We start from the raw sequence: 20803 nt of genomic DNA, 5'->3' as shown, positions 1-20803 counted from the left end.
ACCGGGAGGGTCGACGAGGTGCAGAGCTGTGTCAAGAGGGCATCGGCGTGCCCTCGAGGTGCTGCGCGGTGGGTGGGGGGAGGGCCGGTCCGGCCCCTCCCCCCACCGTCCGGGTCAGCGGGGGCTGCCGCCGCGGACCATCGGCTCCTCGCCGTCGTCACGTCCGTTCGCCGTGCGCCCCGGGGTGTCGTCCTCGACCAGCACCTCGTCCCGCACCTCGACCGCCGGCGGCTGCTCGACATCGGTCACCGGCTGCTCGACAGCGGTCACCGGCTGCGCCGGGACCACCGGCGGCGAGGAGGGCACCTCGCGCGGCTGCGCGGGCTGCGACTGAGACTGCGACTCGTTGTCCGACCCGCTCTTCGAGGCGGCCAGCGCCGCACCGGCCGCGGCGACCGCGGCTGCGCCGGCGGCGACGGTCTTCGCCGAGACGCCGGCCTTGCCGCTGTCCCCACGAGAGGACGCCGCGTCCTCGACACCGGGCGTGCCGGCCCCCATCCCGGGCCGGACCGACCCGCGCCATGCACCGCTCGCGTAGCCCTCGTCCTCGATCAGGTCCTTGAACTTCTTCAGGTCCGACTTCACCTGCCGGCCCACGACCCCGAGCTTGTCGCCGGCCTGTTCCACCACGCCCTCGGGCTCGTACTCCAGGGTCAGGTGGACGATCGTGGCCGCGGGCCCGGCCGGCTCGAACCGGACGGCGCCGGCGTTGGTCGCGCCCCCCGTGGCGGCCCAGGCGATCTTCTGGTCGGGGACCTGCTCCAGGATGGCGGCGTCCCACTCCCGCTTCACCCCGGCGATCTCGGCCACCCAGTGCAGTCGCTGGTCACCGTGCTGGGAGACCTCCTTGACCCCGCCCATGAAGTGCGGGAAGTCCTCGAACTGGGTCCACTGGTCGTACGCGGTGCGTACCGGGACGTCGACCTGGATGGACTCTTCGACCTTGGTGGTCATCGCCGTTCCTCCTTCGTAGCAGGACGTGCTCTGGCCCACCCCCTACCCCGTCGATCGGTGGATCCACGCGTCGGGGACCGGCGACCTGCGGGCTGGATCGGCGAAGATGACGACGACGTCCCGAACCGCTGGAGGAGCACCGTGGCCCGACCACAGCAGGAGACCCACGACGACTGGCACCAGCCGCTGCGGCACGTCCGCGCCGGTGAGCTGTCCGCGGAGACGGCCCAGACCGCCGGCATGTCCCGGCGGGAGGCGATCTCGGCCACGACGGTCGGTTCGCAGCGGCTGTGGATGGGCGAGACGCGCGTGCCTCCGCACACCGGCTCCGGCGACCACCACCACGGCGACTCCGAGACCGCGATCCACGTGCTGCGCGGCCACCCGGTGTTCGTCTTCGCCGAGCACGGCGAGGAGGTGCGACTGCAGACCGGCCCGGGCGACTACGTCTTCGTGCCCCCGTACACCCCGCACCGCGAGGAGAACCTCAGCGACGAGGAGGCCGTGGTGCTGATCGCCCGCAGCAGCCAGGAGGCGATCGTGGTGGCCCTGCCCTCGCTGACGCCACAGGGCGGCGGTGCCGACGACTGAGCCCCGCTGCAGCCGTACCTGCCCGCGGCTAGCGTCCCCGGCGTGACCGAGCCCGTGCGTCCGCCGTCCCCTCTCGACCTGCTGGCCGACCGCTTCGTCGACGCCTACGCCGCGGACGACCCCACGGTCGCGACCGGCATCGGCGTGCCCGGTCACGACGACGAGTGGCCCGACCTGACTCCTGAGGGCCGGACGGGGACGGCCGACCTGCTGCGCCGCACCGTCGCCGAGGTGGAGCGGATCGAGCCGGTCGACCGGCGGGACGACGTGGCCCGCAGCGCGATGCTCGAGCGGCTGGGCGCCGAGCTGGCGCTGCACGACGCCGGTTGGACCCAGGCTGCGCTGAACAACGTGCAGAGCCCCCTGCAGGAGTTCCGGATCAGCTTCGAGCTCATGCGGACCGAGACGGAACAGGACTGGGCGACCGTGGCCCGCCGCCTCCAGCACCTCCCCCAGGCGCTGGACGGCTACGCCACGGGCCTGATCGTCGCCGCCAGCCGCGGACGGGCTCCAGCGGCGCGCCAGGTGCGGCTGGGTGCGCAGATCGCCCGCCGGTACGGCGGCCGCACCGGTCGGCCGGGCTTCTACACCGGGTTCGTCAGGGAAGCACCATCGGTCGAGGGCGCGCTGCGCGTCGACCTGGAACGGGCGGTCGAGGGTGCGAATGCCGCGATGCACGACTTCGCTGCTCGCCTCGAGCGGGAGCTGCTGCCCTCCGCGCCCGAGCCGGACGGCGTCGGTCGCGAGCGGTACGCGCTGGAGTCCCGGCTGTTCACCGGCGTGGACCTCGACCTGGAGGAGACCTATGCCTGGGGCTGGGCCGAGCTGGCCCGGGTCGTCGCCGAGAAGCGGGCGGTCGCCGAGCAGATCGCCCCCGGCAAGGGCATCGCCGAGGCGATGGCCGTGCTGGACGCCGACCCGGCCCGGCAGGTCCGCGGGCGCGAGGCGTTGCAGGCCTGGCTGCAGGACACGGCCGACCGGGCGACGGCGGCGCTGGACGGCGTGCACTTCGACATCCCCGACCCGGTGAAGCAGGTCGAGGGCCGGCTGACCCCCACCTCCGGCGAGGGCGTCTACTACACCGGCCCGACCGAGGACTTCAGCCGTCCCGGCCGGATGTGGTGGTCGCTGCCGGACGGCGTCACCGACATGACCACCTGGCGGGAGACGACCACGGTCTTCCACGAGGGCGTGCCCGGCCACCACCTGCAGGTCGGCCAGACCGTCTACAACGCCGCCCTGCTCAACCGCTGGCAGCGGCTGCTCTGCTGGTGTTCGGGGCACGGTGAGGGCTGGGCGCTGTACTCCGAGCGGCTGATGGGCGAACTGGGCTTCCTCGACGACCCCGGCGACCGGCTGGGCATGCTCGACGCCCAGGAGCTGCGGGCCGCCCGTGTGGTCCTGGACATCGGCGTCCACCTGGACCTGCCCATCCCGCCCGGCCGGGCCGCCGGCGACCGCTGGACGTACGACGTCGCGCTGGCGTTCCTCCGCACGCACGTGGACATGGAGGACGCGATGCGGGTCGACGAGCTGCACCGCTACCTGGGCTGGCCGGGCCAGGCGCCGTCCTACAAGGTCGGCGAGCGGGTGTTCCTGACCTGCCGCACCCAGGCCGAGCAGCGCGCCGGCGCGGATTTCGACCTCAAGGCCTGGCACCGCGCCGTCCTCGACCTCGGGCCGCTGGGCCTGGGGCCGCTCGCGGCGGAACTCGCCCGGTTCTGACCTCGACCACCGGGTGGACATCGACGGTCCGGAACGTCCAGATCCAGCGCCGGCGGCCGTTCTCGATGTGGACGAACCGTTCGGTCCCCGTGGGCAGAACCTGACCCCGGACACGGCGTGTCGGGCCGATCTCCACATGCTCGTGAGGTCCACGGGACGGCTGTGACCCGTGGGACTCGGCGTCACATCCCCGACATTTGACGCCCTGGAATGACCCCCGTGTAATTCCTCTCGACGTCACCGACGGTGACGAAACGGCAACCGCGTCCGCGGTACGCCGGAACGAGACGCAGGGGGACGCATCGTGATGGCCGACGTGACGTGGATGAGCGACTACCGGACCGCAGCCGCCGAGGCGGCGCCGGTCACCTACGGGCAGGACGTGCTGGGCCTGGCCGACGTCTTCGACGCCGGCTTCCCGGGCATGGACACCGAGGACCAGAGCTGGCAGGAGCGCGCCCTGTGCGCCGAGACCGACCCGGAGGCGTTCTTCCCGGAGAAGGGCGGCTCGACCCGCGAGGCGAAGAAGATCTGCACCGGCTGCGAGGTCCGCGCCGAGTGCCTGGAGTACGCCCTCACCATGGACGAGCGCTTCGGCATCTGGGGCGGCCTCTCCGAGCGCGAGCGTCGTCGCCTGCGCCGCCGCGCCAGCTGAACGGCGCATCGGAGCCCTCCCGACGGGTAGCAGGGGTTCGTGCGAGCCATCACCTACACCCAGCCCGGCGGCCCTGACGTCCTGCAGCTCGTCGACCGCCCCACTCCCGACCCCGGCCCCGGTGAGGTGCGGGTGCGCCTGGCCTTCTCCGGCGTGAACCCCACCGACTGGAAGACCCGCAGCACCGCCCAGCCCGGCCCCGGCGGCCAGGTGCCCGACCAGGACGGCGCCGGCACGATCGACGCGGTCGGCGAGGGCGTCGACCCCGTGGTCGTCGGCGAGCGGGTGTGGGTCTGGGAGGCCGCGTGGCAGCGGCCGCACGGCACGGCGGCGGAGTACACCGTCGTCCCGGCCCGGCAGACCGTGCTCCTGGGCGCCGACCCCTCCTTCGAACTGGGCGCCGCCCTCGGCATCCCGTTCCTCACCGCACACCGCTGCCTCACCGTGGCGGAGTCACTCCCCGACCGCCTCGCCCCCGGCTCGCTCAACGGCCGCACCGTGCTGGTGCAGGGCGGCGCCGGCGCGGTCGGCAACGCCGCCATCCAGCTCGCCCGCTGGGCCGAGGCCACCGTCATCGCCACGGTCAGCTCCCCGGCGAAGGCACAGCTGGCCGCCAAGGCCGGCGCCGACCACGTCATCGACTACAAGCGGCAGGACGTCGTCACCGAGGTCCGCAAGATCGCGCCGAAGGGCGTCGACTCGATCGTCGAGGTCTCCGCCGCGCAGAACGCCGCCACCGATGCCCAGGTGATCGCCCTGCACGGCGCGGTCGCCATGTACGCCGACGACGGCGGTGCCGAGGTGACCATCCCGGTGCGCGCCCAGATGGTCCCCAACGCCCGCTGGCAGTTCGTGCTCGTCTACACCGAACCCGCCCGGGCCAAGGACATCGCCGTCGAGGACGTCAACGCCGCGGTGCTCGACGGCGCGGTCCGGGTGGGCGCGGACGCCGGGCTGCCGCTGCACGTCCACCCGCTGTCCGAGACCGCGGCCGCCCACCAGGCCGTCCAGGACGGCGCCGTCGGCAAGGTGCTCATCGACGTCACCGCCTGATGAAGGACCCCCTGCCCCACCACTCGCAAGCTCGCGGCGGGGCCCTGCAGGGGGCCGACCCGGACACGAGGACACCCCCTCCCCCGGCTCAGGCCGGGAGAGGGGGTGTCGCCGTGCTCGGGTCAGGTCAGCGGGCCACGCGGAACGGCACGCTCACCGGGTCGGCGGACCGCTCACCCAGCGACTGCTGGGCGGTCAGCTCGTACGTGCCCGGGCGCAGCGTGCCCAGGGCCGCCCGCCAGGTGCCGTCCTGGCCGACGACGACCGTGCGCGTGATGCCGGCCGTCACCGTGACGGTGGCGCCGGGGGTGCCGGTGCCGGTGGCCGTGACCGCCGGCGATGTCGTCGTGTCGACCGCCGGCGAGGTGACCGTGAGGCCCTCGATGTCGGCCCGGGCGGTCAGCCACTCGTCCTGGCCGATCGGGTGGTCGACCACGCGGGTCTCACCGATGCAGCCGTTCCAGCCGTTGGTCGCCTGGTCGTCGACCCAGTCGGCACCGAAGATCCACGGCATCGCGTCGTCCAGCCCGTGGCCCACGGTGTTCGAGGCGTTGCGCAGCACCGGGGCGCCGTCGACGTACATCGTCGTGGTGGCCGTGGCCGGGTCGTTCACCAGGGCCACGTGCGCCCAGGTGTCGACCATGATCTCGCCCGACCACGAGGTGCGGTCACCCTTGGCGGTGTCGATCGGCACCTCGGTCCACTGGAACTCCTTGAGGTTCGACAGGCCCAGGGCCACCGGGGACGCCGTCCAGTCCCAGCGGGTCTGCGGCACGCCGATCTGCGAGCGGTTGCCCGAGCGCACGATCGCCTTCATCCACGCGTTGTCGGACTGGGTCCAGCTCTCGTCGATCTGGAGGAACGTCTCGATCGTGTAGCCGTTCTCGAGCGCCGCCAGGTTCACCGGCGCGTCCGCGCGGGTGGTCAGGTAGCTGTAGCGGTCGGTCTGCTTGCTGGCGTTGCTGAAGCAGACCGCGGCTCCGTCCGAGGAGTACGGGTGCGCCTCCTGGGAGAAGTTGACGTCCCGGAGCTGAGCGGTCGGCGAACCGGACCGGCTGATCGGCACGCGCATGAGGTTGTTGCGGTTGTTGCCCTCGACGTCGCGGATGACGCCGCCCTGGGCGACCACCCCGCGCAGCCCGTTCATCCGCCAGTGCGCCAGCGTCCCCTCGACCTGCGGGTAGTCCGCCGTCGAGCCCGGCAGCTCGGTGGTGACCGGGTCGGGGCTGACGAAGCCGTCGAGCAGGATGTCGCGCGCCGCCTGGGTGAGCGAGGGCTCGTCGGCGGAGCCGGCGGTGAACCCGGGGTTGAAGCCGGCGAACCGCTCGGAGAAGTCGACGTCCAGGGTGAACTGCTGGTTGGGGCCCTCGAGGAACGCCTGGTCGTAGGAGGTCAGCTTCTCCTGCGGCTTGGCGACCACCCACGGCGAGGCGGTCTGCGCCGAGATGGTGTCGTTGGTGAGGTCGAACTCGAACAGGCCGAGGTAGCCGTTCCCGCCCTCGTAGGCCATCTGGTAGTCCATCAGGACCTGGGTCACCGGGTGACCGAAGTCGTTCTGCTTGGTCAGCCGGGTCGCCCCGTGGAAGTGGCCGTTCAGGGTCATGAAGATCTGGTCGTTGCCCTTGATGAGCTGGTCCCAGAGCCGCAGGCCGTAGCCGGTCTCCTGCGGGGAGACCCCGTCGTCCTGGATGCCGATGATGTCGTGCGAGGTGAGGATGACCGGCAGGGTCGGGTGCTGCGCCATCACCTCGTCGGCCCAGGCGAGGGTGGCGTCCGAGGCGCGCCAGGACAGCGCCAGCACCATGAACTGCTGACCCTCGGCCTCGAAGACGTGGTACTGGTTCATCCCCGTCGGGTCGCTGCCGCCGTAGGTCGACTGCTCGGCCGCCCGGTCAGGCCCGAACCAGCGCAGGAAGGGCTCCCGGGCCAGGTCGTACTGGTCGTCGTAGTGGTTGCTCGAGCTGTTCCGGACGTCGTGGTTGCCGGCCAGCACCGAGTACGGCAGGTCGGCGTCGTCCAGGGTCTGCATGGCAGCGTCGGCGGTGCGCCACTCGCCCTCGGTGTTCACCTGGTCGACGACGTCGCCGAGGTGGGCGACGAACGGGATGCGCAGCTCGTCGGCGTGCTCGGCGAGCCACTCGGTCTGGGCGGCGAAGGGGTTGTTGCCGTCGCCGTAGCGGTCGGGCCGCTCGAACTCCGACTCGGCGTACCGGGAGTAGAACTGCGTGTCCGGCAGGACGGCGAGGGTGAACCGGGAGGCCGGCTCGGTGGCAGCGGTCTCGACGGGCGCGGCCTCGACGGGCGCGGCCGCCGCTGGGCCGGCGGTGACCAGGCCACCGGCGGTGGCGAGACCGGCGACCGTGGCGGCCACCCCGACCCCGGCGACGGCCCGCAGGCACGCCGTCCGGGCGGGGGTGGCGCCGCGGTGTGCGGGCCGTGGGCTGAGCAGGTGCATGGGGACGTCCTTCGACTGTGCTGGGGCGGTGGGGGGTCCCACCGCCTCCGCACGCTGTCGAGCGGCCGTGGCCGCTCGGTGTACGCGCTGTGTACGCCGCACCAGCCGGACGTGAAGCTGTAGTCACTCCATGTTTTCAGCCGAAACGGTCTGCCGGTCTAACGGCGGCACCTCAGGCCTTTACACCTCAACGGAAGCAAGGAGGAGTTCACCGAGCGTACGGGGGAGGACTGATGACCAACACGTGGAGTGACTCCAGCGCCCCACACCCGCGCGCCCAACTACAGAAGGAGTGACGCCAGCCCATGCATCGAAGGGTGCTCGGCCAATAGCGCCTTCAGGCCGTCACGGTCGAAGAACCTCCACGTCTGCGGCGGATAGAACGGCCCCTTGGCCCGCAGCTCACCCAACGTGACCGCCTGCTCAAGAGACTCGACATCCCCCAGATGAATTCCAACACCCACTGCGGAGCCAGCAAAGTACGAATCGAACATTGATCGAGGAATGCCAGCGCAGTCTTCGACCAAGTCCCACAGCTTTTCGGGTGGACAAACATCGATCGCCGTTACGCGACAGGTGGCGACTACGGCGGCCGAGGGCACCGTTGCATAGATTGCAACCGGCTGACCAACTGTGACTGACGGCCGGGTTCGTCTGAGCTCGACAGTTTTCGTGCCAGCGACTATCTGGTCAACGAAACGTGGGTGTATCGATAGCATCATGAGTCGATCAAGGACCGGAGCTTCATGGGTGAGCACTGTCCGACTCCTTCAGTAGATCACGCGCGAGTGACGGAGATAGCTTGAAGGCGGACCATAGCTGCAACGTCTGACGGTTCCGATCCGCCAAGCGCTTCAAGCGCGAGAGTTGCACCGGCGCATGAAATAGATCAGTGTTTATAAACCTCAGCGCGCGCACTGAGTTTTTCGAATCAGCACTATCCTCAACCTCTTGCCGAGTGTAGACACCGAGTCGTCGATACCTCGCCATAGAACATCGGGCGAGCCGTCGGCAACCTCCACCAGCTCACTGGTTCCGATAACCTCGCCGTTTCGCGACCCACTGACATACCAGAAAATCCGACCCGGCGCTTCCTCGCCGGATCGGCCAGCCCTGTAGTACACCTGTTCAACACTGATTCCCAATTCGTCCCCGCGAGGGAAGAGCTCCGCTGGGTAGCCGAACAGCTGGCTCGCGTAGTGCGGCTTGATGGGCACCATCCACGCCGGGATGGGAGCGTCATATAGCTTCAGAGGTCGTAGCTGACGCTCGATCGAGGCCGCCGTGTTCGGCTCAACCAAGTCGGGTTGAATGTCGACATCTAGCCAGGACGGAAGAACCGAGGCGCCGTCATCCGGAGATAGCGACCTACGCAATGACCGCAGCTGAGAACGCAACTCGTTCACGGAGAGGACTCCGCCGACTGTCGCAGCCATGACACCCGACGATGTCGGACGGTAGCCATCTGCCAAGAACGCTTGGTACATCGCCGAGTCTGCGAACGGATCGGTGACGTGGATTAGGTTCTTCTGCCTAGCGAGGGCAGCGGTACGCACTCCCGAGACGACCTGCGCGGCGATTGTCGAGCGTAGCGAAGACGGACGAAGCCGGGCGACGGTCACTTCGAGCGTCTGCTCGCTCGGGGCATATCCCAGGAGGGCCACGGGCTCACCGTCAGGGTCCGTGAACAGCAACCGGCTCGAGCTCGGTCGCTGCCTGGCCAACTCGCCTACTCGAAGCCGGAAATCCTTCTTCCGCTCTCCCGCTCCACCGTCAACGAAGCGCTCCAACACCACATTGTCCGAAACGCCCGCCTCAGCCACTTGATAGCCCGTGTCAAGGAGCGCGGCCGGCGTGTACGCCGGCGCCGATTCACGCTCGTCCACAAGGGCAACGAGGTCATCCGGACTGACGATACGTAGCCCGACCTGTTCGGCTGGCGCGGTCAACCTCTGCAGTACAGCTAGGTCACGAGTAGCGACTACAGACACGCCAGCAGCGGCGGCGTAAGCGATGTGATTCAGGTCGCTGACGTCACGCGCTCCCGCTGGCGCATGCCCGAGAGATTCTATCAACGCCGCCCTGGTACGGGCGAGTACATCCGGCGCCACCCTCAAGCGGGGGTACGTATCGATGATCGACTGCAGTCTCCGACGATCCGTCTCGTCGATGACTCGGTCGACCTCATTGTGCAGTTCAGGAGTTACAAGCAGTTCGATTCGGTCACTGATGCTGTTGAAAATCATGCGAGTCACCTCTGCTTGCGACCCGGCATCGCGACCATGAAGATCAAGAAAGACGTTCGCGTCGGCAACAACGGACACAATCGCCGATGGCGCACCTTCCCATGTGAGCAAATCGGGATGTCCGTGATCGCGCCACCAATCAGTGAGGCGGTGTCCCACAACGCTTCGCCCAGGCCTGTCTCCAAGAGCGACGAAACCGAGACTAGGCCACATGTCATTGGCCGGGTAGTCGCGCCGACATCGCGCCGCTATCCCAGTTTTACTCGCATACTCAGCAGAAAGATGATCGATTATCCGCTTTGCTACACCACGACGTCGACCTCGCGGGTGCACAACCAGGTGCGCTAGGACAACTCTGTTCCTGGGCAGCCGAAAAGCGGCGTACCCAAGCAGCTCACCGTCGCCTGAGACCGCGGCCAGGACGGTTCGTTTGCTGGCGTACTCACGCCAAGCCTGAGGCGTCAGCATGCCCAAGTAGCGCGACTCGGACTCCCCCAAGGCAAAAACCTCGGCCAGTAGGTGATCGTCCGGCTCGGGTCGCTCGAACGAGACCGTGCCCGCGCTGAACACGTCTCCCACGGTGCCCTTCCTACGCGACCTAACGTTGTTGTGCTCTACGACTCGCCGTAGCGCGTCGTCCCACTAAGACGCTCCTCGACGTAGCACCGTCGAAAAATGCGTTTGATCTCCCGTCAGCCGAGGCCGAGGGAGCGGGCGATGAGCATCCGCTGCACCTCGCTCGTCCCCTCGCCGATCTCCAGGATCTTGGCGTCGCGGTAGAAGCGGCCGACCGGGAACTCGGTCATGAACCCGTACCCGCCGTGCACCTGGGTGGCGTAGCGGGCGTTCTCCATCGCCATCTCCGAGCTGTACAGCTTGGCGATCGAGGCCTCCCGCTTGAACGGCTCACCGCGCAGCATCTTCTCCGCCGCCCGGTAGTAGGCCAGCCGCGCGGTCGAGGCCCGCACCTCCATGTCGGCGATCATGAACTGCACCGCCTGGTTGCGGCCGATCGGCTGCCCGAACGCCTCCCGCTCCCCGGCGTACTTGACCGACTCGTCGACGCACCCCTGCGCCAGCCCCACGGCCAGCGCGGAGATGGCGATCCGCCCCTCGTCCAGGATCGACAGGAACTGGGCGTACCCGCGCCCCCGCTCCCCCACCAGGTTCTCCGCGGGCACCCGGCAGTCGCTGAAGGAGAGCTCGCGGGTGTCCGAGGCGTTCCAGCCGACCTTCGCGTACCGCTTGCCGACGGCGAAGCCCGGGGTGCCCGACGGCACGATGATCGCCGAGATCTCCTTGCCGCCGTCGGCCTTGGTGCCGGTGACCGCGGTGACGATGACCAGGTCGGTGATCTCGGTGCCGGAGTTGGTGATGAACGCCTTCGAGCCGTTGATCACCCACTCGCCGTCCTCGAGCCGGGCGGTGGTCTTCGTGGCCCCGGCATCGGAACCGCCACCGGCCTCGGTGAGCCCGAAGGCGCCCAACGCCTCACCGGCGCACAGCCGGGGCAGCCACTGGTGCTTCTGCTCCTCGGTGCCGAACCGGAAGATCGGCATCGCGCCCAGCGACACCCCGGCCTCCAGGGTGATCGCCACCGAGCTGTCGACGCGGGCCAGCTCCTCCAACGCCACGCACAGGGTAAAGTAGTCGCCGCCGGATCCGCCGTACTCCTCGGGGAACGGCAGGCCGAACAGCCCCAGCTCGCCCATCTGCCGCACGATGTCGGTGGGGAACTCGTCGCGTTCGTAGAACCCACCGATCTGCGGTGCGATGACCTCCACGGCGAACTCGCGGACCACCTTCCGCAGCGCCTCGGTCTCCTCGTCGAGCCGGTAGTCCAGCACGGTCACTCCTCCTCGCCGGGCGCCGGTGGGGTCACCACGGCCACCCGCTCGTCGAGCCGGACCGACTGGCCGGCCGTCACCGGGAGCTCGGTGACCGTCCCCGCGAGCGGGGCGGTCAGCACGTGCTCCATCTTCATCGCCTCGACCACCAGCAGCGGGGTGCCCGCCTCCACCTGGTCCCCGAGGGACACCTGCACGACCGTGACCGTGCCGGGCATCGGCGCGGTCACCGCACCGTCGGACCCGGCCGCCGTCCCGGTCGTGGCGAGCCGTTCGTGCTCGCGCAGCCCAACCGCGTGCCCGTCCCCGGCGAGCCAGACCGTGCCCCCGGCGTGCACCACGGTGTAGCGGGTGGTGACGTCGTCGAGGGTCACGCCGAGCAGGTCGCCGTCCCGGTCGACCCGGGCGGTCATCGGCTCGCCGTCCCCGACACGCACCTGCGCCGCCGACGACCGGCCGCGCACCCGCACCGTCACCGGATCGGCGCCGGGCGCCTGCAGCCGGCGCACCGTCCAGGCCGGCTCGCCGAGCCGCCAGCCCGAGGTGTCCGCCCACGGGTCGACCGCTGCGCCCCGGGGCTCGGCCTCGGCCAGCAGCGCCAGCGCCGCCGCGGCGTGGACGTGCGGGGGGATCGGCCGGGCGCCGGTCAGCGCCTCGCCGCGGCGTTCGATCAGCCCGGTGTCCAGCCGGCCGGCGACGACGTCGGGGTCGGTCAGCAGGTCCCGCAGGAAACCGGTGTTGGTGGCCACGCCCAGGACGGCGGTGTCGCCGAGGGCGGTGACCAGCCGCGCGCGGGCGGTCTCCCGGTCCGGGCCCCAGGCGATCACCTTGGCCAGCATCGGGTCGTAGTCGGTGCCGACGACGCCGCCGACCCGCAGCGAGCTGTCCACCCGGATGCCGGCGCCGGCCGGCTCGACCAGCCCGACGACCTCCCCGGCCTGGGGCAGGAACCCGCGGGCCGGGTCCTCGGCGTAGACCCGCGCCTCGATCGCGTGGCCGGTCAGCCGGACGTCGTCCTGCCCGATCGGCAGCCGCTCCCCGGCCGCCACCCGCAGCTGCAGCTCCACCAGGTCCAGCCCGGTGACGCACTCGGTGACCGGGTGCTCGACCTGCAGCCGGGTGTTCATCTCCAGGAAGAAGAAGGCGAGGTCCTGCCCCCGGGCAGTCGAGTCCGCGTCGACGATGAACTCGACCGTCCCGGCGCCGGTGTAGCCGACCGCCCGGGCCGCCTCGACCGCCGCCGCGCCCATCGCCTGCCGCTGGGCCTCCGACAGCAACGGGGACGGCGCCTCCTCGATCACCTTCTGGTGCCGGCGCTGCAGGCTGCACTCCCGTTCGCCCAGGTGGACCACGGTGCCGTGCTCGTCGCCGAAGACCTGCACCTCGATGTGCCGGGAGTGCCCGAGGTAGCGCTCGACCAGCAGCGTGTCGTCGCCGAAGGAGCCGCGGGCCTCGCGGCGGGCCCCGGCGATCTGCTCGGCCAGCTCGGCCGGGTCGCGCACCACCCGCATGCCCTTGCCCCCGCCACCGGCGCTGGGCTTGAGCAGCACCGGGAAGCCGACCTCGACCGCGGCCCGGGCGACTGCGGCGTCGTCCATGCCCGGCTCGGTGCGGCCCGGCACGACCGGCACCCCGGCGGCGGCGACGGTCTGCTTGGCCCGGATCTTGTCGCCCATCGCCTCGATCGCGGCGACCGGCGGGCCGATGAAGACGATCCCGGCCTTCTCGCAGGCGCGGGCGAACTCCACGTTCTCGGAGAGGAAGCCGTAGCCGGGGTGCACGGCCTGGGCGCCGGTGCGCCGGGCGGCGTCCAGCACCCGCTCGATGGACAGGTAGCTCAGCGCGGCCGGAGCCGGGCCGATCGGGACGGCGACGTCGGCCAGCCGGGTGTGCAGCGCACCGGCGTCGGCCTCGCTGTGCACCGCGACCGAGCGGATGCCCATCGCCCGCAGCGTCCGGATGACCCGGACGGCGATCTCACCGCGGTTGGCGACCAGGACGGTCTCGAACACGCCTCACCACCCCCCACGCGAGGGGCCGAAGTCGCGATTCCGGCCCCAGGCGGGGTCAGGCCGCCTTGCGGGTGCTCTTCGCGAGGACGACGTCGGCCTTGGTGGCCTTGACCAGCCGGCGCTTCTTGACGGTGTAGCCGGGCGGGAGCGTCCCCTCGGCGAGCGCCCGCAGCGGACAGCGACCGCACCGCGGCTTGTCGACGCAGCACTTCTTCTTGGGCATCTTGGCCGGCTTCCCCACGCGGTGAGGTTAGCCATGCCTTGCCGACCCGTCCACGGCTGCGGCGTGTCGCCCGATACCGTTCGAGGGACGTCACCCAGCGACCTACAGGAGTCCCGATGGCCGCCGATGCCTTCATCGACCTGCTCAACGCCCAGATCGGCCACGAGTTCGCCGCCCACCAGCAGTACGTCGCCTGCGCCATCTACTTCGACGAGCTGACCATGCCGCAGACCGCGCAGCTGTTCTTCGACCAGGCCGGCGAGGAGCGCGACCACGCGATGATGATGGTCCGCTACCTGCTCGACGCCGACGCCCCGGTGAAGATCCCCGGCATCGCCGCCCCGATCACCGACTTCTCCGACGTCGTCGCCCCGGTCGCCCTGGCCCTGGAGCAGGAGAAGCGGGTCACCGAGCAGATCAACCAGCTCACCGCGGTCGCCCGGCAGCACAACGACTTCGCCTCCGACCAGTTCATGCAGTGGTTCATCAAGGAGCAGGTCGAGGAGGTCAGCAAGATGAGCGACCTGCTCGCCGTCGTCCGTCGCTCGGCCCACGACGTGGAGCAGATCGAGGACTACGTGCTGCGCGAGGTCAAGCCCGAGGGCACCGACCCGATGGCCCCCGCCATCGCCGGCGCCGCCGGCTGACCCCATCGAGGGGCCAAAGTCGCGAACTTGGCCCCTCCACCACTCACATGCGGAAGACGCCATAGCCGACCTCCTCGAGGGGGGCGTTGGCGCACGCGGAGAGCGCGAGCCCGAGCACGGTGCGGGTCTGGGCGGGGTCGATGACGCCGTCGTCCCAGAGCCGGGCCGTGGCGTGGTACGGGTGGCCCTGCTCCTCGTACCGCTGGCGGATCGGCGCCTTGAACGCCTCCTCGTCCTCGGCGCTCCAGTCGTCCCCCAGCCGGTCCCGGCGGACCTGCGCCAGCACGCTGGCCGCCTGCTCCCCGCCCATCACCGAGATGCGGGCATTGGGCCAGGTGAACAGGAACCGCGGTGAGTACGCCCGGCCGCACATCGAGTAGTTGCCGGCGCCGAACGAGCCACCGATGACGACGGTCAGCTTGGGCACCCGCGCGCAGGCCACGGCGGTGACCATCTTCGCGCCGTGCTTGGCGATGCCGCCGGCCTCGTAGTCACGGCCGACCATGAACCCGGAGATGTTCTGCAGGAACAGCAGCGGGGTCTTGCGCCGGTCGCACAGCTCGATGAAGTGCGCGCCCTTGAGCGCGGACTCACCGAACAGGACGCCGTTGTTGGCGATGATCCCGACTGGGTGGCCGTGCAGCCGCGCGAAGCCGGTGACCAGCGTCGGCCCGTACAGCGGCTTGAACTCGGCGAACCGGCTGCCGTCGACCAGCCGGGCGATCACCTCGCGGACGTCGTAGGGCGTGCGGGTGTCGACCGGGACGACGTCGTAGAGGCTCTCCGCCGGGTACGCGGGCTCCTCGACCGGCTCGACGTCCCAGGGCCGGGGCTCGCGCGGGCCGAGGGTGCCGACGATCTGCCGGACGATCTGCAGCGCGTGCGCGTCGTCCTCGGCGAGGTGGTCGGTGACCCCGCTGACCCGGGAGTGCAGGTCGCCGCCGCCGAGGTCCTCGGCGCTGACCTCCTCTCCCGTCGCCGCCTTCACCAGCGGCGGGCCGCCCAGGAAGATCGTGCCCTGGCCGCGGACGATGACCGCCTCGTCGCTCATCGCCGGCACGTAGGCACCGCCGGCGGTGCACGAGCCGAGGACGGCGGCGATCTGCGGGATCCCCGCCTTGGACAGGTTCGCCTGGTTGAAGAAGATCCGGCCGAAGTGCTCGCGGTCGGGGAAGACCTCGTCCTGCAGCGGCAGGAAGGCCCCGCCGGAGTCGACCAGGTAGATGCAGGGCAGCCGGTTCTCCTTCGCCACCTCCTGCGCCCGCAGGTGCTTCTTCACCGTCATCGGGTAGTAGGTGCCGCCCTTGACGGTGGCGTCGTTGGCGACGACGACGACCTCACGCCCGGCCACCCGCCCGACGCCGGTGATGATCCCCGCGGCCGGCGCCTCGTCGTCGTAGAGGCCGTGCGCAGCCAGCGGTGACAGCTCCAGGAACGGGCTCCCGGGGTCCAGCAGCGCGTCGACGCGTTCGCGGGGCAGGAGCTTGCCGCGGTCGGTGTGCCGCTGCCGGGCCCGCTCACCCCCACCGAGCGCCACCCGGGCCAGCTGGGCGGCCAGTGCGGCGGCCAGGCCGGCGTGGTGTGCGGCGTTGCCGGCCACCGCCGGGTCCGCCGACGGGGCACTGGGCAGCACCGGTGCGTCCACGGGAGTGAGGTTAACCACGGTTCACAGTGTTGGTCCAGGGTGAACGGCGATTAACCTGACGCCGTGACGTCCCAGCAGGACAGCGCCCTGCACAGCGACGCGGCGAACCCCTCCCGGCGTGAGCAGATCCTGCGCGCGGCCGCCCAGCTCTTCGCCGAACGGGGCTCGCGCGCCGTCGGCGTCGACGACGTGGGCGCCGCGGTGGGCGTGACCGGCCCGGCGATCTACCGGCACTTCGCCAGCAAGGACGCGATGCTGGCCGAGATGCTGCTGCGGATCAGCGAGCGGCTGCTGGCCGGGGGAACCGAACGAGTCGCGGCGGCCGGGGCGTCACCGGTCGACCAGCTGCGCGCCCTGGTGGAGTTCCAGGTCGACTTCGCGCTGGACAACCCCGCGTTGATCACGGTGCAGGACCGCGACCTGGGCGCGCTGACCGACCGGGACGCCCGCCAGGTGCGGCAGCTGCAGCGGCGCTACGTCGAGGAGTGGGTCGCCGTGCTGGCCAGGCTCCACCCCGAGGCCTCGACGGCGGCCTGCCGCGCCCGGGCACACGCGCTCTTCGGGCTGATCAACTCCACGCCGCACAGCGCCGGCCGGGTCGCTCGCCCGGCGATGGCCGGCCTGCTGGCCGAGATGGCGATGGCCGCCGCCCTCGCCTGAGGAAGGACCCCGTCCTCCTTCAGTTGGTGTCGACCCCGTCGCCGGGCAGCGAGAGCCCGGCGCTGGCCAGGGCGTCCAGCGCCGAGGTGGCGCCCCGCTCGGCCCCGGCCCACGAGGTCTCCACGATGGTGACCGTGGCGTCCTGCTGGCTGCTGGCGTACTGGGCGCCGGAGAGCCGCTCGGGTGCGCCCTCATAGCTCACACCTTCGCGCAGCAGGTCGCTGACGTTGCCGCTGCCGTCGGTGTCGGCCAGCGACCGGAGCGCCTGGGCGCTGGCCGGGTCGGGCATGGTCACGCGAGCCACCGAGACGACGGCGGGCAGGCCCTCGACCTCGGCCGCCCACAGCGCCCGCTCCAGGTCGGTGCAGTCGTTGTTGGCGAAGAACCCGGCGACGGCGTCGTAGGAGTGCCCGATGCAGGTCGAGTTCTCCTCGACCACGCGCAGCGTGAAGGTGGTGCCGTTGACGACCGCGGTGGCGCCGACGACGGGGCCCGGGGCCGCCGACGTGACGGGTGCGGCGCCGGTGGTCGCGCCCGCCGTCGTCGCCCGCGCGTCGCCGTCGTCGTCGCCGAGCGCCAGGACGCCCACGACGACGAGCAGCGCCACCACCGCCAGCGCCACCAGCACCAGGAGGACCTGCCTGCCGCGGGAGGAGTCGCCCCGGGCGGTCGCCGCGGTGCTGCCCGCCGCCGGTACGACGGACCGCGCCTGCGGGCGGGGACGGAGCTCCGGCGGCAGCTCGCGCAGCCGAGGTGGGGTGGGCTCCGCGACGGGCGCCGAGGCGCCGGCGGCACCGAAGAGCCCACCCAGCCCACCGGTGTCGTCCGCCGAGGGCTCGGCCGGCTCGTGGACCAGCGCCATGGTGTCCCCGGGACGGCCCGGCGGCCGGCGGTCCGAGGGAGCCTCCTCCGCGGGCGGGACGACGGCGGACTGCGGCGCGGCGTCCCTCCGCTCGGCGGCCTCCTGCGCCTCGACGGCGGCGGCGGCGATCCGGGCGGCGGCGGCCGGGTCGACCAGCGGACCGGCCTCGCCGCTGCTGCGCCTCGCCCCGTCCGCCGGTGCGGACGTCGGCGCGGCCACGGTGGTGCGGCGGGGTGCGGCGTTCAGCGCAGCCGGGGTCAGCAGGTCCGGGCGGCGCAGCACGTAGGGCGAGTAGGGGAACCCCTCGCCGTTGAGCTCCTCGACCGTGGGGATCCGGCCGGCCACGCCGAGGGCCTCGATGCCGGCCCGGACGTCGGCCGTCGTCCACAGTCGGGGGTTGTCCGTGCCCGCGTACCGGGCCGCGCGGGCGACCCCGAGCTGCAGCGAGCCGGAGTCCAGGAGGGCGACCTGGTCGCCCTCCCCCAGATCGCCGTCGGCCGGCAGCAGCCCGGTCACCGAGCCGGTGAGGACGGTGAGCCGGGCGATCCGCCCGGGCTCCAGCCCGGCCTGCCGCAGCGTCACCGCGGCGTGCATGCCCGACCGCATCAGGCCGTCGAGCGGGTTGGAGCCCCCACCGGCCAGCTGGAGCACCTCACCGGGCCCGTCGCCGGGACCGATGGTCCAGGCACCTTCGGGTGACGCGGTGACGACGCCGGACTGGCGCTCCACCTCGACCACCCGGACGACGGCGACGCCCTCGGGCACGAACAGCACCGCGTCGGACTGCCGGCGCTGCATCGGGCCCTCGACGACCGGCAACGAGGCCATCACCGCGCCGCGCACGCCGCTGCCGGTGTCCCAGCCGGCGAGTTCGGCGAAGAACGCACGCTCGGCCGCTGTCTGCAGCGGCGTCGGCGTGAGGATCAGCACGGACTCTCCAGGGGGAGGCAGCGGGGCGCGGCGGGACGGGTGCGGCCGCGGAGGGCGCCGCGGCGGCTGGGCGGCGGACGTCTTCGACGTTACGTCATCGACCGGCCCGTCCCGGGGCTCAGTGCGAGGACGCGCCGCCCTCCGCGACCGCCACCGGTGTGTCCCCGGCCGAGGGGCGGCCCGGCTCCACCGGCGCCTGCCAGCGGACCCACCAGGAGCTCCTGGTCACCAGGTCCAGGGCGCCCCACAGCGCGGCGAGGCCGACGGCCACCACGGGCAGGGCCGACCAGTTCCACGGCGGGATGACGTCGAGCGTCGACTGGACCATCGCCGCGGCGGCCACTCCCCCGGTGACGGCCAGGCCGGCCAGCCAGCCCGGGACCCGGGCGAGCACGGCCAGGTCGACGAGGACCGCGCCGGCAAGCAGCATCAGCGGCAGGACCGAGGGCGGGAAGCCGGTGGCGTCCAGCAGCAGCCCGGTCACCGCCCGGTAGGCCAGGTAGACCCCGGCCAGGGTCGTCGCCGTCCAGCGCAGGCCGACGGTCCTGCGGGCCACCACCAGGGCGAGCACTCCGGCGCAGACCAACCAGGCCGGGTGCACCCAGGCGGGCACCGGGAGCATGAACTGGGTCGGGGTCTGACCCTGCGAGGCGGCGAAGTCGAGCAGCTGCGGTTCGGCGGTGGTGCGCCCGGCCCGGTAGTCGGCCAGGGAGAGCACCCCGTACTCCTGGTGCTGGTTGGGGAAGAGCACGTTCTCCACGAAGAACAGCCACAGCCCCAGCGACACCAGGTCGCGCAGCTTGCCGGGTGCCGCGTAGAGCCACCAGCCCCGGATGGCACCGGCGAGCATGATCGCCGTCCCCACGTACAACAGCGCGTGGCTGGGGCTCCAGCTGGTGATGTCCAGCCCGTTGATGCGGTGGTTGAGGACGTCGATCGGGACGGCGACCAGGAAGGTGCCGATGCCGGCCTGCATCAGCTGCAGCGCCCGCCGGTCGACCCCGTAGCCGCTGTAGCTGTGGAAGACGACGAGGGCGACGACGAGCACGGTGCCGGCCGAGTTGAGCAGGTGCGGTGGGGCGAGGTCGTCGCGCAGCCACTTGAAGTGCCAGGAGACGTCCCAGGAGGAGCCGAGCATCTTCAGCGCGAACGCAGCCAGCCAGGCCGTGTACATCCAGCGCAGCTCGTCCGGGCTGGTGGGCCGGCCGGGGCGGCCGGGGGTCAGGTAGGCCTCCCAGAGCCAGCGCAGGAGCGCGACCGGGTGCCGGAACGCGGCGCCCGGTGAGGCCGGTGCCGGCACCGCCGTGTCGGAGCGCGGGGTGAAGGAGGTGCTGGAGGACACGAGCGGCTCCGCGAGGTCGGTGCAGGAGCCCGGACTGTAGCGGCGGGAGAGGGCCCGGAGACCCGACTGCAGGAGCGGATCGGGAGCGGTGGGGCGGGTGTGGCCGGTGGTCCGCCGCGCAGTGCGTAGGGTCGCGGCCGTGGCCGACAGCGCAGCGAACAACCTGGTCTGGATCGACTGTGAGATGACCGGGCTCGACCTGGCCAGCGACAAGCTCATCGAGGTCGCGGTCGTGGTCACCGACTCCCAGCTGAACGTGCTCGACCCGGGTCTGGACGTGATCATCCACGCCGAGGACCCCGACCTGGCCGGCATGGCCGACGTGGTCACCGAGATGCACGCCAAGTCCGGGCTCACCGAGGAGGTGCGCGCCTCGACGGTCACCCTCGAGGAGGCCCAGGCCCTGGTGCTCGCCTACGTGAAGCGGTTCGTCCCCGAGCGCCGCACCGCCCCGTTGTGCGGCAACTCGATCGGCACCGACCGCGGCTTCCTCGCCCGGGACATGCCCGAGCTCGACGACCACCTGCACTACCGGATGATCGACGTGTCCTCGATCAAGGAGCTCGGCCGCCGCTGGTTCCCCCGGGTCTACTTCGCCCAGCCGCCCAAGGGCCTGGCCCACCGGGCGCTGGCCGACATCCTGGAGTCGATCCGGGAGCTGGCGTACTACCGGCAGACCCTCTTCGTGCCCGAGCCGGGCCCCAGCAGCGACCAGGCCCAGGCGGCGGCCACCGACGTCGTGGCGGCCTTCGCGCCGCTGCTCGCCGTCGACCCCGAGCCCGCCGCGACCCCGGCCTCGTCGGAGAGCTGACCACCTCCGGTATCGTGTGCTCGTCCACCGGGCCGGCTCTCGCCAGCCGCCCGGTGTGCATGGTGGGTGTAGCTCAGCTGGTAGAGCGCCAGGTTGTGATCCTGGATGTCGCGGGTTCAAGTCCCGTCACTCACCCCGCCCGGAG

The 20803-nt window shown here is 71.5% G+C and carries 17 protein-coding genes, 1 tRNA gene and 1 pseudogene; 8 read left to right on the top strand and 11 right to left on the bottom strand.

Going from position 1 to position 20803, the window contains the following annotated elements; all coding sequences use genetic code 11:
• Positions 1–114 precede the first annotated feature (114 nt).
• Positions 115–954: an SRPBCC family protein gene (locus O2V63_RS04520; RefSeq protein ID WP_269166368.1), complete on the bottom strand. Its 840-nt coding sequence runs from the start codon at positions 952–954 to the stop codon at positions 115–117.
• Positions 955–1095: 141 nt separating this feature from the next.
• Here O2V63_RS04520 and O2V63_RS04515 point away from each other — a divergent pair, with 141 nt between their 5' ends.
• From O2V63_RS04515 to O2V63_RS04500, 4 genes are all read left to right on the top strand, one after another.
• Positions 1096–1545, top strand: coding sequence for a cupin domain-containing protein (locus O2V63_RS04515; RefSeq protein ID WP_269166367.1), 450 nt, complete (start codon positions 1096–1098; stop codon positions 1543–1545).
• A 42-nt stretch (positions 1546–1587) separates the two neighbouring features.
• Entirely contained in the window at positions 1588–3270 is a 1683-nt protein-coding gene (locus O2V63_RS04510; RefSeq protein ID WP_269166366.1) for a DUF885 domain-containing protein, read from the top strand.
• Positions 3271–3694: 424 nt separating this feature from the next.
• Complete coding sequence (locus O2V63_RS04505; protein WP_269166941.1) at positions 3695–3925, top strand: WhiB family transcriptional regulator; 231 nt, start codon at positions 3695–3697, stop codon at positions 3923–3925.
• A gap of 39 nt (positions 3926–3964) precedes the next feature.
• Entirely contained in the window at positions 3965–4978 is a 1014-nt protein-coding gene (locus O2V63_RS04500) for an NADPH:quinone reductase (RefSeq protein ID WP_269166365.1), read from the top strand.
• A 127-nt stretch (positions 4979–5105) separates the two neighbouring features.
• On the opposite strand, the gene O2V63_RS04495 is transcribed toward O2V63_RS04500, so the two are convergent.
• The 7 genes and pseudogenes from O2V63_RS04495 to O2V63_RS04470 all read right to left on the bottom strand — a co-directional run bounded on the left by O2V63_RS04495 (position 5106) and on the right by O2V63_RS04470 (position 13779).
• Positions 5106–7433, bottom strand: a complete 2328-nt coding sequence (locus tag O2V63_RS04495; protein WP_269166364.1) for a metallophosphoesterase — start codon at positions 7431–7433, stop codon at positions 5106–5108.
• A 281-nt stretch (positions 7434–7714) separates the two neighbouring features.
• Positions 7715–8191, bottom strand: a complete 477-nt coding sequence (locus O2V63_RS04490; RefSeq protein ID WP_269166363.1) for an ASCH domain-containing protein — start codon at positions 8189–8191, stop codon at positions 7715–7717.
• A 147-nt stretch (positions 8192–8338) separates the two neighbouring features.
• Complete coding sequence (locus O2V63_RS04485; RefSeq protein WP_269166362.1) at positions 8339–9679, bottom strand: hypothetical protein; 1341 nt, start codon at positions 9677–9679, stop codon at positions 8339–8341.
• 189 nt (positions 9680–9868) lie between these two features.
• Positions 9869–10147: pseudogene (locus O2V63_RS20785) on the bottom strand (GNAT family N-acetyltransferase); the annotation flags it as partial.
• A gap of 224 nt (positions 10148–10371) precedes the next feature.
• Positions 10372–11526 carry an acyl-CoA dehydrogenase family protein gene (locus O2V63_RS04480; RefSeq protein WP_269166360.1) on the bottom strand — a complete coding sequence of 385 codons (1155 nt, stop codon included), beginning with the start codon at positions 11524–11526 and terminating at the stop codon, positions 10372–10374.
• Between the two features lie 2 nt (positions 11527–11528).
• The gene (locus tag O2V63_RS04475; protein ID WP_269166358.1) at positions 11529–13538 is read right to left on the bottom strand and encodes an ATP-binding protein; all 2010 of its coding nucleotides are present in this window, start codon (positions 13536–13538) and stop codon (positions 11529–11531) included.
• Positions 13539–13593: 55 nt separating this feature from the next.
• Positions 13594–13779 (bottom strand): hypothetical protein, encoded by a 186-nt coding sequence (locus O2V63_RS04470; RefSeq protein ID WP_164702154.1) that lies wholly within the window; start codon positions 13777–13779, stop codon positions 13594–13596.
• Positions 13780–13877: 98 nt separating this feature from the next.
• Here O2V63_RS04470 and O2V63_RS04465 point away from each other — a divergent pair, with 98 nt between their 5' ends.
• A complete protein-coding gene (locus tag O2V63_RS04465) occupies positions 13878–14408 on the top strand; it encodes a ferritin (RefSeq protein WP_269166356.1) in 531 nt (176 codons plus the stop codon).
• Positions 14409–14451: 43 nt separating this feature from the next.
• Here O2V63_RS04465 and O2V63_RS04460 read toward each other — a convergent pair whose 3' ends face one another.
• Complete coding sequence (locus O2V63_RS04460; protein ID WP_269166354.1) at positions 14452–16053, bottom strand: carboxyl transferase domain-containing protein; 1602 nt, start codon at positions 16051–16053, stop codon at positions 14452–14454.
• A 63-nt stretch (positions 16054–16116) separates the two neighbouring features.
• Between O2V63_RS04460 and O2V63_RS04455 the strand changes: the two genes are divergently transcribed.
• A complete protein-coding gene (locus tag O2V63_RS04455; RefSeq protein ID WP_197058333.1) occupies positions 16117–16713 on the top strand; it encodes an SACE_7040 family transcriptional regulator in 597 nt (198 codons plus the stop codon).
• A 19-nt stretch (positions 16714–16732) separates the two neighbouring features.
• Here O2V63_RS04455 and O2V63_RS04450 read toward each other — a convergent pair whose 3' ends face one another.
• Both O2V63_RS04450 and O2V63_RS04445 read right to left on the bottom strand, forming a co-directional pair.
• Complete coding sequence (locus tag O2V63_RS04450) at positions 16733–18505, bottom strand: hypothetical protein (protein ID WP_269166353.1); 1773 nt, start codon at positions 18503–18505, stop codon at positions 16733–16735.
• Between the two features lie 118 nt (positions 18506–18623).
• Positions 18624–19847, bottom strand: coding sequence for a hypothetical protein (locus O2V63_RS04445; protein WP_269166352.1), 1224 nt, complete (start codon positions 19845–19847; stop codon positions 18624–18626).
• Positions 19848–19986: 139 nt separating this feature from the next.
• Here O2V63_RS04445 and orn point away from each other — a divergent pair, with 139 nt between their 5' ends.
• Complete coding sequence (orn, locus tag O2V63_RS04440) at positions 19987–20658, top strand: oligoribonuclease (RefSeq protein ID WP_269166351.1); 672 nt, start codon at positions 19987–19989, stop codon at positions 20656–20658.
• 62 nt (positions 20659–20720) lie between these two features.
• Positions 20721–20793 (top strand) — tRNA-His (locus O2V63_RS04435).
• The last annotated feature ends 10 nt before the right edge of the window (positions 20794–20803 follow it).

This window comes from Modestobacter sp. VKM Ac-2977, assembly GCF_026968045.1.
GTDB lineage: Bacteria > Actinomycetota > Actinomycetes > Mycobacteriales > Geodermatophilaceae > Modestobacter.
Note: the sequence above shows the minus strand (reverse complement) of the source record. Positions and strands in the feature narration are given on the sequence as shown.